Origin of the sequence: Ectobacillus funiculus, from assembly GCF_004138295.1 — a bacterium.
Lineage (GTDB): Bacteria > Bacillota > Bacilli > Bacillales > Bacillaceae_G > Ectobacillus > Ectobacillus funiculus.
In genome coordinates this window covers 53195-67102 of record NZ_SCFM01000009.1, presented here as the reverse complement: position 1 = coordinate 67102, position 13908 = coordinate 53195, and the positions used below count along the sequence as shown (strand labels likewise).

The following is a 13908-nucleotide window of genomic DNA, read 5'->3' as shown; positions in this document are numbered from 1 at the left end:
AAAATTTGAGCATAGTTCCTTTCATGAACGCAATCGCAGTATCCTCTGTTTGAAAGGTTTGATGCTATGTACCACAAAAGTGAATGCTCTTACTTGGCCTTTTGTTCATTCATTATTTACATACATGAACACAGATTACCCAAAAGGCATTTAGCTGTTTCTTGTATGAAATAGAGCCTCCACAATATTTTTACTTGAAGCCCCTCTAGAATATTGGTTCCATTTCTCACAAAATGCTTCAATTCGTTCTGGATCAAACGAACCTTTTTGAATCATTTGAATTAAATCCTTTGTAGTATACACTACCGGTCCTGGAACGAGAGAGTGATAATCTTCTATAATTCCACGTTTTTCTCGGTATCTTTCTAGGTCATAAGGGAAAAATATCATCGGCTTCTTTAAAAGACTAAATTCAAAAGAGGTGGAAGAGTAATCTGTCACTAAAATGTCCGTCACTAAAAATAAGTCATTTACATTGGGGTAAAAAGAGTAGTCATATACAAATTCAGCATACATATCCTTTAAATCAATTTGATTTCGTATAGCTGGATGCAATTTAATAAAGAGCACATATTCATCCTTTAGCTCTTGGTACATCTTCTCTATGTCTAACTGTAAGGAAAATTCCGCAAGTTCCTTATCTCTAAAGGTAGGAGTATATAGAATCACTTTCTTACCGATAATGCCCGGATTATCTTTCAAAATCCCAGAAGAAATTTCTTCTATTTGAGTTTGATTAAAAAACAAATCAGTACGCGGAATTCCTGTTCTTAACATTTGTTCAGGAGCTATTCCAAAAGCTCCTATATAGACATTTGCCAAAGCATCAGATCCGATAACGACCTTATGGAAATTTTTGTATACCCTTACAAACCTTTGTTGGGCACGTCTGCTTCTCTTCTGGGAGGATGGAGTTAATAACCCAAATTGCTTAATTGCCCCTGCTGCGTGCCAAAGCTGAACACATGTAACCCCTGCCCTGAAATTAACAGTTGATAAAAACCCAAAATAGTTATCGATCATGACATATCTAGATGTCGCTATGTGATATACAGACTTAATCATATGTAATATATTTAATGTTTCAAACTTATAAGCCTTAACATTATGGTAATGATCCAGCTCATATTTAAATGTGGATTTATACAAAAATACTACTTCACAATCCACATTCTGTTTTTTCATTTCTTCATATATATAGAAATGATTTTCACCATAAGACATAATAAATGAGGCTTTATTTCTTAACGGGAATATCCGGAATGTCATGAACAGCAATTGGAATAAAAATAAATAGGAGATAATGATAACTTCCCGAAGAATGTGCATAATGTGTATCATCTAGCAATTACAACTAAATCTTTCTTAATCTTTGTAGTAGAAATATCAACTGTACGCGGTAAGTATACGACATTGCAGTGTTGCTTTAAATAGTCAAACTTCCCTTTCCAGTCATCTCCCATAACAAAAATATCTATTTCATGCTCTATGACATCTTGTACCTTTTGCTCCCAATCTTCCTCCGGAATAACCTCATCTACATAACGAATCGCTTCTAAAATCATCTTTCGATGTTCATAGCTATGGTAGGCCTTCTTGTTCTTTAAGCTATTAAACTCATCTGTAGAAACAGCTACAATAAGATAATCTCCCAAATCTTTTGCTCTTTTCAGTAAGTTGATATGTCCCCAATGCAGTAAATCAAACGTACCATAGGTAATTACCTTTTTCATTATTTTCCTCCCCAAAAACTATTACATGCTTTTATTGAGTACTTAATCAAGTCAATGGTTGTCTGTACTTGAGATAAAATTAAAAACAAATCCTTCATAATATATTTACAAAAAAATAACAAAAAAATTATATCATATATTTTTTATAAGGTACAATACGCCTAAAGAGATAGAAAGCAGTATAAATATTGTCTCTTTCCCAAATATAGCTATCCCGACCACAAAAAGAAAACGCTTCCAACAGGGATTTAAGTTTGTTATAATTCAAATACTAACAATACAGCATAGAACATGCATAAAATAAATTCCTATATTTAACAAAAAATATAATAGTATTCCTAGTACCTATTAGCAAATGTAATAAGGGGTAGTTTGCAATTAAAAAGTGAGAAAACGGCAATCGGGATATTTCGAAATACAAAGCATCTATGCAGCCCCCTAATCGCCAAGAACAAGGCAGCTTTTGTGACTACTTGTCTTTGAAATGGGATGTCAATAATACCTGATTTTCAATATAGAATAAGGAGGCAACCTATATGAAAACTTGGTCATATACAAGGAATAGTACCCTAACAACAGGTATTACTCCGGAGGGACTTCCATATTTTGAAAATAGAATACAAGGTTGGAATGACAATAACGATTTTTCAGATTTAGAAGACTTGGTCATCCTCAATGCAGTTCTCTATAATGTAGGAGCAGAATTGCGCATTCAAAATACTTATACATCCGAGGATGCATGGAACTGTCCCTTCATTAGGGAGAAGCATGAAGAAACTGAACAAATTCTTCTACATGAAATTAATCTGTGGTTGAACGGAGTAAACTGACTCTGTTTTATATATGAATGCCAGTACGAAAAAGGGCAGCCAAAACTAAAAAAGGCGGGGAGATATCTCCTCACCTTTTTTGATTGTCTACATACTGACGTTAAGTCAATTAATAAACATTTACAAACGGCTAAACCGTAAACAGTTCCAGTAAGCAAGTGAAACTTCCATGTACATTTTTTGTATAAGGGTATGTTTTATAATACAATCCGTGTACTTTATAGCTCTTACGGTGTAGAATAAGAAAATTGTGGTGCTATCTCTTAGAGGAAACAAGGCAGGACAAGGACATCTTTACACCATTAACATTAGAGAATAAAGGAGGAGCATCCATGAAAAAAATATTATTTGTCCTTCTTATCACAGCATGCTTCGTAGTACTGCTCCAACAATGGAAACCTCTTGCAGAAAAAGTTCAAGAAAAAGAAGGACCTGCTGAAAAACCTTTTGAAGAAATATCACAGCTGCTAGAACAAGATTATAAAATCATCACTGTGTCATTTCCAAAGAAAAGTGATCCAAGCAAGCAAATCCAAAAGGCATTAAATCTTGCTAAGAACTCAAAAATACCTATTAAAGTTATAATTCCAGAAGGCTCATATACATTAAAGAAGGCATTGCACATTTATAGTAATACATGGCTCTACACCTCTCCTAACACAGTTTTCCGCAAAGCCAATACACATAAAGAAATTATGCTACTAAATGGAGATTTTAAGGTCTCATATAAGGGCTATGATGGAAATTCAAATATCATTGTAGATGGGGGAATTTGGGATGCCGCAGGAAAAGATAAGGTATGGACACCTTCTGTTTTCGGATTCGCCCACGGCCAGAATATTCTGATTCAAAATACTGTGATCAAAAATATAGTAGGAGGACACGCGATTGACTCTGCTGGAAACAAGGATGTTATCATTAAAAATAACAAATTCCTTGGCTTTTACGGGGCAGGAGATAACTCTTACATAGAAGCGATTCAAATTGATGGCATGATTTCAGAGAAGGCCTTTCGAAGATTTGGGACGGTTGATTTCACTGTTACTAAAAATATAAGAATAGAAGATAACTACTTTGGAAACTCCCATGTAAAAGGCATGAAGCCTTGGGGAGTAGGGGTTGGGAGCCATTCTACCGCTCTTGCTAATCCTTACTCCAACATACAAATTTTAAATAATACCTTCGAAGGAATGACCTATGCTGCTGTACGAGGACATAACTGGGAAAACACTCTTGTTAAGGGGAATCGTTTCATCGATTGTGCCATGGGAGTTCGAATAGATAAATTCGGCTCTTATTATACTGTTGATGGCAAGCACCATATAACTAATGGCAAATTTATTACTTCCCAATTTAAAGTAGAAAGCAATGTGTTTATTGAGACAGACAAAAAATATAAATAAGAAAAAAACTCGCTGATCGGCAAGCCTTTAAGTAAGCACTGTGCTTCTAAAGCTTCCTATTACGTCGAATCGGCTTCTAGTTAGAAATTTATACTTAGGGTGTAAAAAACAAGGATATCCTAAAAGGTTAGCATTAGCACTGTGCATCGCCTTTTGGGATATCCTTTATTTGATAAATGATATTAGTAATACAGTAAGATACGTTCGCCGTGAAACTTCACTTTTATATAGTTCTCTTATTCTAATACCATCAAAATTCGTCTGCTAATCCGATGAACAAGGGGGATTTCTTTGGATTTTCTCCATAGAGATCTAATCAGATAATTCTTTTTCATGCGAACGAGAAGAGAATCCGGCTGAGTAAGTTCATCTTCCCTCTTTATAATCTCACGATAAATTCTAGCACTATTGTTATGATCGACGTATTTGAAGTAGTCATGTCGTATTGCGCTGAATTCTTCTTTTTCTTGGAATCCGTTTTCTATATACATGCTGAGCTTATCCACTAACTCAGAAGCACTATATGATACATCACCGAATAGCTCCTGTTTTAAATCCATATAGCTTCCTTGATTTTCTACATATTGCTCTAAATCAAAGTGGAAAAACAGAATCGGCTTCTTCTGATAATACATTTCCCAAGCTACACTAGAATAATCCGTTATTAATAGGCTTGAACGCATGAGTAAGTCATTGATTTTTTCTTCTCCAAATTGAATAACATTGATGTGCTCATTTGAACTAGTAAAGTTTGAAACATATGGCATAAATTTCGGGTGTACATAGAAGTTAAGCACAACATTATTTTCCTTGAGTACACGAAGGAATTTTTCTGATTGAAGAACACCATTATACTCGCGGTAGTAATCGGACTGAACAAACTGCTCCTCTTCTACCTCCTCAAGCCAGTTTCTCCATGTTGGCATTAGGAAAATTTCCTTCCTAGGCATCTCCTGTGAGCGATCTTGCACTACATCCCATCTAGATAAGCCTGTAACAATAATATTCTCTTTCTTATACCCGAAATAATCTTCTACAATTTTCTTCTCAAAATCAGAGGAAACTACAAATAATTCTGCACCATTTGATGAATTCACCTTAAATGTGTTGTCTACCCGCTTTAGGCCTAATACACCATGCTGTAGGAAAACATACTTTTTCTGATCTACAAAATCACGGATGACGCCATTAGAAACCCGCCATGCATATCCGTGCCCTTTTGTTTCTGAAGCAACAATTAATCTAGAAGCAAGCAACAACAAAAGATGCTTGATACTCATGAAATAAACGACTCGGTTCTTATATGGAATCAAGTTTTGTTCATCCGCGGAACCTTTCTTGATTACATAATAAACCTTTTTACCATAATAGTTTTCGTAACAGTGCTTAAAGAAATAAAAACTATTATCTTGTGCTGTTTCTGAATACTTCTCATGAATCAGCCAAATCGGCTTCCAATTAAAATACCAAAATAGCAGATTATATAAAAAATATGCAGTATATTCATTGACCTTATACTTAAGAGACTCAAACTCTCCTGTTTGACGATACGTGATACTAAGACAATCATTTGCAGTAGTATATGGGTATGCCATATAACCATCTTGATTGGTTATGCTATACTTCAGCATTTGATGCTTTAGCTTCAATCTGATGGAATACTTATCATTTCGAAGTCGAATCAATCGTTTCTCTTTATTTCTTAATGTAACACAAATAAAGAAGTCCCAATAGAATTGCTCTAGCTCTACTTCACTTAGATTGAATTCAGCCTTAATTTTTCTGCTGTATCCATCCTTTAAACTCTCTTCAGTACAAGGAATATGGAATACTTTGCTCTTATCATTTCGAAGTCGCAAAACAACGTGATCTACAGCAAAGTCATTTGTTTCCTTAACTGTCACACCAGCCGTAAACTGCAATAGGCCTGCTTTGTTCATAGACAAATCAAGGATCCCCGCGTTAGCCGGATACTTTGCGTTCACATATTGCTCTTCTGTACAGAAATAGAAGGAGAATTCATTATCTGCTGTTAGGTAAGGTGCAACACCGATTTCTTCATGCAGCTTCACATAACCCACATGCTTATCCGCTTCAGCTTTATATGTAACATTATAATGCCCGATTCTTCTTACTTCTTTCACATGCTCGTGATGGAGTTCGACAGACAAATCCCATCTTCCTGTGGCAACAATCTCGTTTTGTAATTGGGAAAGAGGCATCTTGATTTGTTCCTTCCCTTTATGCAAGGATCGTTTTACATCCAATATTATTTTATCCTTTGCTTTTCTTTTCCTTAGGTAAAATTCTATTTTATGAGCATATTTTAGTTCCTTCGGCGCTACATCAAACACGATATATCCATTCTGAATTCGCAAGTTCTCCGCAAGCATTTTTCCTTTGATAGTTTGGCGGGAAATTTTTTGTGGCTCCTCATTTTGTTTCTTAATAGCAAAGGCAATCTGATTCTTTGTCTTTGCTTGAATATTTAACTCGTAACGCTCTAATATATTGCCTTTTATCACTTGCAAGTACACGTTCCACTTCTGTTTCTTATGAAGCGGCTTTAGCTCTTTTTTATCGACGACAAGACCTTCTCGTTTGCTGTCAAGGCGCATCGGGACTAGGCAAACATCATCTCCGCTTTTCATAATCAGTTGCATATCTTTTGCATCACCAGACAGTGGTTCTTTAAAAGAAAACATTACTTTTGTTGCAGTTTCTTCTATACGCTTCACTTTTCGCGGAAATTGTACCACATCATAGCTTTTATCCTCCAATTGCAGCAGGTTCCCACAATGAATAGACAGACCATTTTTTTCTGTAAGGTACGGGATAAAGGAATATTTACCGTTGTTATTAATTGGATTAAGGTAACGTAGTGGTTCTGACGTTACGGGCACATCATATAAACCGATTCGCTTCTGGCTAGCCGTCTTTCCACTTGCTAGCTCCACAAAGAAATCCCATCTTCCTTTTTCTAGCTCTTCCATTTGCTTTGTAGGAATAATGAACTTATAAGATTCTGGGTATTCCTTGCACTTATATTCCAATAACTTTCTTTTATTTCCGTTCCGATTCTGAATTAATAGCTTACATAAATCTTCACTATAGGAAAAGTTTTTGGAAAAAGTGAGCTGTAAGCTTGTCCCGTCCCATATTATACGATCGAACGCTAGTTTCTTTCCTATATTTTTTTGCATTTTCTCACCTCTTCATTTCTTTTCCTTTTTAATATCCAAAGTAAGATCAATAATAAACCTTTACTTATATCTTGTTATTCCCTTGCATGACAAGGGTTTTATATACTATAAATACTATGTATAACAGCAGTTTCTCCCGTCATCCTATTGGATACACACGATAAACCTGGTAAAATATGTTCACAAATAAATATTATAACGCATATAATACCGTTTACAATATCCATTCATAAGTTTACAGTTAATTTCTACATACACCCGCAAACGCCCAAATCACAACCCTCACTTCTTAAAATTCATTCATACGATTGATCAGGCGTGCTGACTGACCAGAGAAGACCATCATAAAAACCGCAACAAAAAGAACACGTTTCTTGTAGAATATAAGTATCCAGACCAATAAATCCAAGAAAATATGTTCTCTATGAAATACCCTCCCTAACTCTTGTATTTACTTCAGTTACTCACCTTCTCAAAGAATGCTTCAGAAAATATGGAACCGCGTTCTCTTAATGAGTCTAAGGTAGTAGCGAGAGAGTATTGTCTATTTCCCGTTACTCAATATGCTCACTTAATATTACATTAATTTCCCTTAAATAAAAACATCTAAATAAAAGAATGTTAGGGGATTGGTTGATTATCCTCTATACACTTTACATTGCTCATCATGCTTTTCCCTGTACATTAGACAAAAATAATCCCTTTTAAATAAACAAACTGCTACAAGTGAGGGCATGTACTCTGATTGTTTAACAAAGAAGCCCCTACATACATAAGAAAAGACTTTGCTAGTTTTACACCTATCCCTCTATTGATAAGTTGTATATAATAGATTCGTTAGTTCACAAAAGTAAGGAGTTTCAACAAATGAAAAGAGTCTGGATTTTTACTGTTACTGCTTTGCTTATCTTATCCATTACCTGTAACTTATATTTGTTCTTTGAAAAGAAAGATGAAAAAACTGTTACTCGCTATATCGAGGAGCCTAAGAAGAGCCCAGAAGAGATTTATCAAGACATGCTTACAGAAATGAAACAAAGTTCACATAAAAGCATGATTGATTTCTTACGATATACATCCTATAAAAATGGAAGTGCAAAAATAGTCGCATTAGGGGATAGTGTTACTTACGGGGTAGGTGCTTCACCTGAAGGGAATGATCATCTCAATCACTCATGGGTTGGATTGCTCCAAAATTATGTTGGATCTAATGTAAAGGGTATCCGCCATGTAAAGATTGTGAATAAGGGATTCCCAGGTCACACAACGTCCCAGCTACTGAAAGAAAATCGGATTAATGAAGTTATAGCAGAGCAGCCCGATATAGTAATATTTGAAGTTTGTCTCCTCAACAATCAACGCAAATCTGTATCACTTGAACAAACAAATGCTGATATAAAGACTATTGTAAATACAATCCATAAGCAATTTCCTGAGACACTAATTGTACTGCAATCACCAAACCCTAGTACTACAAGGGTTAAGGCAAATAAACTTGGTTTGACATACAAGGACTATTTAGATAGCACCAAAACATATGTTACAAGTAAAGGATGGTATTATATCGATATCCATACTGCGTATGAAAAAGCAATACATACAAAAAAACTGCCGCTAGAACAGACCCTCATTGCAGATGGGGTACACCCTAATGATATTGGATATAAAATTTGGTTTGATATTCTAAAAAATTCCTTCTCAGAGCAACTGACACGATTATAAAGAAAACTCGCCGACTGGCGAGCCTGCCCTTGGACGAAGACAGAGGCGTAGTTGCACTGACACTTTATTCTTAAAATGTCCTACTACGTCGAAGCTGAAAATTTATACGTAAGGTGTAAAAAAGACTAATTCCTAACACTCCACCTGTAATGCGGATTATTAGGAATCAGTTCCTTTCAGTACATTTATGAAAGTCCCCTAGATGGGCAAATTTATACTTTCTTTAGCACTAACAAAGCAGCTTTTATGTCTATTATCTGTTATTACACGATTACCCTTTTGGCTCTTGTGCTGTCTCAGCACGTCTCTTTTTAACGTTGTCATAGCCTCTTCTAGATTGAGATTTTGTATTTTCAGCTATAATTTTAGCCGGAATGCCGACAACAGTTACATTGTCCGGAACATCCTTAGTGACAACAGAATTAGCTCCTATAGATACATTATTCCCTATTGTTATTCCTCCGAATATTTTGGCTCCAGGCCCTATATAAACGTTATTACCGATTTTAGGAACCGCACCTTTATGCATACCTATATTAACTCCAGAGTGAATTTCACAATTTTTTCCTATACGAGCTTTCTTATTAACTGTAACTGAGCCAAAATGTGGGATTTTTAATCCCGGACCAAATGACCCTGGATGTATAGAGATACCTAATCTGGCTCCTACCTTTTTAAGCTGGATTAATGATCTGTTGTATCTCCACAGCCAGAAAGAGTTCTTTAACTTCTTTGTCTTTAAATATTCTGCCTTCCTTAATAAACGTTGGAAGTATAGTTCTGGATGCAAAACCTTATAACTGCGTTTCCATTGATCTAATTTCCTTGCATCTAAATCAGATTCTAAATATATATAATAGTCTTCTCGAGTCTTTATCGGCAAAATTCTCTCCCCTTGATATCCAATTGTTCGTTATTCATTATTTTTACCTTAATCCTATGTATATTTCAAGAGCAAAACCAATCCAAATCAACCATTTCTAAAGAACAATGGAGTACAGAATTGTACAACGCACTTACGCTCCAACCTGTTGAACTACTTTTCTCTCTTTTTAAAGTTGTACGTTTGTATATGTGTGATGAAAGAAGACCTAAGCCTTATATACATACTAGGACTTTTCTTGTTAAACTGTGTATTGTACGGCATTTTAGAGTTAGGATCAGTGTTGCCTTAACTATCTTACTCTTTTACATTACACTATACGGATCAAGGAGACCTATACTATATGAAAAAAGCTCTAAAAATTTTATCCCTCCTCCTGGCAGGCGGGATTATCATTGCTTTATTTATCTTATTCGCTACACCCTTTGGGCACAATTTGCGAATCATTGCTGCTGAAAGCATTCTTACTTCTCAGCATCGACAATTTGCAAAGTATACCTTCTTATCAAATGAAGAGCTGAATCGCATTATGGACGATATCGAAAATCCAAAATTCCAAAATAGTAAAGCAGCCAATGCTTTAAGTGATACAGAATTGAAGAAAAAAGCGAATACTCCCCTTACCATCACGATAGAAACCATTAATCGCAGATACGCAGATCACTACTTTCAAGGAAAGCTCATGACCATAAACAATCCTTTAAATGTGAAGCTTGTCGTCCAGCAAGGCTCGCAAGGTTCGGATGTAGGGGAGAAACTGGACGTGATGGCTCGTCGCGCTCATGCGCTGGTAGCTGTAAATGCAAGCGGCTTTTCTGACTCGACTGGACATGGAGGCGGGAAGATTGGACTCGGGGTTGTCATTGCAGATGGGCAGGTCATTCATACATCCGAGAATGACAAACCAGCTATTACAGCTGGGTTAACCAAGGATGGACAATTAATTACAGGTGACTACACAGCAGCACAGATGCTGCAACAACAGGTTGTTTCTGCGGCAAGCTTTAAGCCACAGCTCATTGTTGATGGAAAAAAAATGATTACAAGCGGAAACGGCGGCTGGGGATATGGTCCGCGAACCATTATCGCGCAAAAAAAGGATGGAACAATGCTCTTTCTTGTTGTGGATGGAAGACAGTCTCACAGCATCGGTGCTTCTTTGAAAGATTGCCAGGAGCTTCTATATGATTTAGGAGCCGTTCAAGCTATGGCAATGGATGGAGGATCTTCTGCTACTATCTATGCATTAGGTGATATATTAAACATCCCTTCTACATCTTCTCATCAAACTCGATACCTTCCCAATAGTTGGGTTGTGACGGCAATGGAGGGACAAAAGGTTAGTGTTACTATAGATGGAAAATCTGCAGCACCGGAAAAGATTGCTGAAATCACCGGACTTCCAGTACAAACAAATCAATAATTGCAGGTTGTTTCTTTTTGTGGAGTAAAAAACTGATTGCTTTGAAAGAAAAATGACCTAACAAGCACATAATATGCCTGTTAGGTCATTTTTATCACTTAGACAAGACTCCGTTTTGGCAGCCTATCAATATTATCCAGCATGATCCCTGTTCCAATGCCAACACATTGCATAGGATCTTCTGCGATCAATACTGGTACTTTTAGTTCTTCCGCAAGCAGCATGTCAATACCGTGCAGCAGTGCACCGCCGCCCGTCAGGATAACACCGCGGTCGATAATATCGGCGGATAATTCAGGAGGCGTACGTTCTAGCACACCCTTAGCAGCTTGTACAATGACATCTGCATTTTCCTTAAGCGCTTGTTGGATTTCTTCAGAGCCAATTGTAATTGTACGCGGTAAGCCTGATACCATGTCACGTCCGCGAATATCGATTTCTTCCTTACGTGCACCTGGGAATACTGTGCCGACCTTAATCTTAACATCCTCAGCAGTTCGTTCTCCGATTAAAAGCTTGTATTTACGCTTAACATAGCTTAGAATTTCCGAATCAAACTTATCGCCCGCCATTTTTATGGAGGAGGAGGTTACGATATCGCCCATAGAAAGCACCGCGACATCCGTTGTACCTCCTCCGATGTCCACAACCATGTTCCCGCTCGGCTGAAAAATGTCCATCCCAGCTCCAATCGCAGCTACCTTTGGCTCCTCTTCTAGATACACCTTCTTGCCGCCTGATTTCTCAGCTGCTTCACGAATGGCTTTTTGTTCAACCGATGTAATGTTCGTTGGGCAACAGATTAAGATACGAGGCTTAGATAAGAAGCCTTTCACATTTAATTTATTAATGAAATGCTTCAACATTGCTTCTGTAACATCAAAGTCTGCAATTACTCCGTCTTTTAGCGGACGAATCGCCACAATATTACCAGGTGTACGTCCTACCATACGTCTTGCTTCTTCCCCTACCGCCAATACTTTTCCTGTATTGCGGTCGATTGCGACAACAGACGGTTCATTCAATACAATTCCTTTACCTTTTACATGAATCAATACATTGGCCGTGCCAAGGTCGATTCCAATATCTCTTGCAAACATCCCAGTCAAATCCTCCTTGATTCTTCACTCATGCTGAGCGCCGAATTCTTTCACACCTAATTTAAAATTTTATCACAAGTTTTACGTAAACGTAACAAGTGTATTAAGATTTTTCGATTCAAAGTTCCTTAAGGTGGACCGGAGGTTTGCGGGAATCTCCCTATTGCCGTACCGTTTTTTCCGTTTCTTCCTTGCGATACTTCTGCTTGGTTGCTTCTCCGCCGCGAAGGTGACGAATTGATTTATGATAGTCTAAAATCTCCTTCACTTCATTCGCGAGCTCAGGATTGATTTCGGGCAGCCGTTCCGTTAGGTCCTTGTGAACGGTACTCTTTGATACACCAAATTCCTTTGCGATCACGCGAACTGTTTTTCTTGTCTCCACGATATACTTTCCAATCTTGATAGTTCTCTCTTTGATGTAATCGTGCACACCACTCGCCTCCCTAAAATGGATGTGAGAAGCGTGAAATGAGACTCGCTGCACTGTACATGGAAGTAAGTTCGAGTGTGGGTCATAAGTCTTAGAATCCTTGCTGTTTATCATGAAATGTTCCACGATTTCTCACCTCAAACACTCTCTCTGTTAAGTTTATTCCGCGCTCATTACCAGCAGCCCGGTTTGCTCGACGGCCATTGGATAGCCGTCTCACTTTATAACATTGTATTGTGCGTGTTCGGGTTATATGCTACAATGAGCGCATTTTTGCGGACTAAGATGACAAAAATTACAAGTTTTTATGAGAAAAAGTGAATTTTTCTTGAAAACTTAGAGGAATGTTGGGAAGGACAGTCTCACTAGCAATAAAAAGAGCCTGTTAAACTGGGAATCTACACCCTTATACAAGCTCTTCTCTCCTTCACATGGATTTTGCAAAATGATACAAAAAAGCAGGGCTGCCTTTTGTCTTTCTGTAGGAAGGGATATTAAATTATTGGGTTTAGGTGCGGGACATCACTTCAAAGCTGAGGCTTGCCTAATATACGAATGAAGCTCTTGCTTCATGATGAATGAAACCGTTCCATTCTTGTTTTTGTTGTCGGTGTTTGGTGAATGCGCCAAAAGGCGAGTGCTTTGCTAAGTGCGTCAAAGGCCTCCTCACGATCTTTAGGCTCCTTGAACGAAAGCGAAATCTCGTCTCCTGTTGTCATCTTTACGTGGATGAAATAGAGCGGAACATCATTTTTAGCACTTTTATATAAAGAAAAAGCAACGAAACCACAAATGACAGCAAGACTAAGCATCAAAAGATTGAGTTCCGGTTCAATCAGATCCCTTAGAAACAGCATGATAAAGATGACAGCTCCTATTATCCAAAGAAGCTCCCAGGGCTTTCGCTCCTTGCTTTCGGTTTGGCTTTGCCCTATGTTGGCAATATAGTTTGTGGAATACACACTTCCCTTTGAGATAATACGAACATTCGTGATCTCAAGGTCTGATCCTGGTTGCTTTGGATAATATCGAACTTCTCCATCTAGCAAATCTGCCATATCTTTCCCCCCTTACCTTCATTATACAAGGAAAGTAGCTGCGTTTCTGTATGTTATTCTAAAAATGAAATATAGCTTCACTTGCCCCTGAAGAACGGTTGCTGAAATCAAATGATATCT

Annotated in this window: 11 protein-coding genes; 4 read left to right on the top strand and 7 right to left on the bottom strand. The window is 37.3% G+C overall.

All coding sequences use genetic code 11. The annotated features are described in order from the left end of the window. Positions 1–150 precede the first annotated feature (150 nt). Positions 151–1323, bottom strand: a complete 1173-nt coding sequence (locus tag EP737_RS08575) for a CDP-glycerol glycerophosphotransferase family protein (protein WP_165350731.1) — start codon at positions 1321–1323, stop codon at positions 151–153. 14 nt (positions 1324–1337) lie between these two features. Continuing rightward, complete coding sequence (gene tagD / locus EP737_RS08570; RefSeq protein WP_129727552.1) at positions 1338–1733, bottom strand: glycerol-3-phosphate cytidylyltransferase; 396 nt, start codon at positions 1731–1733, stop codon at positions 1338–1340. Between the two features lie 536 nt (positions 1734–2269). Here tagD and EP737_RS08565 point away from each other — a divergent pair. Together EP737_RS08565 and EP737_RS08560 are read left to right on the top strand one after the other, a co-directional pair. After that, complete coding sequence (locus EP737_RS08565; protein ID WP_129727551.1) at positions 2270–2563, top strand: hypothetical protein; 294 nt, start codon at positions 2270–2272, stop codon at positions 2561–2563. Between the two features lie 332 nt (positions 2564–2895). After that, on the top strand, positions 2896–3966 hold the full coding sequence (locus tag EP737_RS08560; RefSeq protein ID WP_129727550.1) for a right-handed parallel beta-helix repeat-containing protein: 1071 nt from the start codon (positions 2896–2898) through the stop codon (positions 3964–3966). Between the two features lie 236 nt (positions 3967–4202). Here EP737_RS08560 and EP737_RS08555 read toward each other — a convergent pair whose 3' ends face one another. Continuing rightward, a complete protein-coding gene (locus tag EP737_RS08555) occupies positions 4203–7169 on the bottom strand; it encodes a CDP-glycerol glycerophosphotransferase family protein (protein WP_129727549.1) in 2967 nt (988 codons plus the stop codon). A gap of 867 nt (positions 7170–8036) precedes the next feature. Between EP737_RS08555 and EP737_RS08550 the strand changes: the two genes are divergently transcribed. Beyond that, positions 8037–8891 carry an SGNH/GDSL hydrolase family protein gene (locus EP737_RS08550; RefSeq protein ID WP_129727548.1) on the top strand — a complete coding sequence of 285 codons (855 nt, stop codon included), beginning with the start codon at positions 8037–8039 and terminating at the stop codon, positions 8889–8891. A gap of 271 nt (positions 8892–9162) precedes the next feature. Here the strand turns inward: EP737_RS08550 and EP737_RS08545 are convergent, their stop codons facing one another. Then, positions 9163–9774, bottom strand: a complete 612-nt coding sequence (locus tag EP737_RS08545; RefSeq protein ID WP_246040206.1) for a serine O-acetyltransferase — start codon at positions 9772–9774, stop codon at positions 9163–9165. Positions 9775–10117: 343 nt separating this feature from the next. On the opposite strand from EP737_RS08545, the gene EP737_RS08540 reads away from it, so the two are divergent. Further along, positions 10118–11197 (top strand): phosphodiester glycosidase family protein, encoded by a 1080-nt coding sequence (locus EP737_RS08540; RefSeq protein WP_129727547.1) that lies wholly within the window; start codon positions 10118–10120, stop codon positions 11195–11197. A gap of 98 nt (positions 11198–11295) precedes the next feature. Here the strand turns inward: EP737_RS08540 and mreB are convergent, their stop codons facing one another. From mreB to EP737_RS08525, 3 genes are all read right to left on the bottom strand, one after another. Next, on the bottom strand, positions 11296–12297 hold the full coding sequence (mreB, locus tag EP737_RS08535) for a rod shape-determining protein (protein WP_129727546.1): 1002 nt from the start codon (positions 12295–12297) through the stop codon (positions 11296–11298). Between the two features lie 160 nt (positions 12298–12457). Beyond that, positions 12458–12730: a sporulation transcriptional regulator SpoIIID gene (spoIIID, locus tag EP737_RS08530; RefSeq protein ID WP_129727545.1), complete on the bottom strand. Its 273-nt coding sequence runs from the start codon at positions 12728–12730 to the stop codon at positions 12458–12460. 569 nt (positions 12731–13299) lie between these two features. Continuing rightward, positions 13300–13788 (bottom strand): hypothetical protein, encoded by a 489-nt coding sequence (locus EP737_RS08525; RefSeq protein ID WP_129727544.1) that lies wholly within the window; start codon positions 13786–13788, stop codon positions 13300–13302. Positions 13789–13908 lie beyond the last annotated feature (120 nt).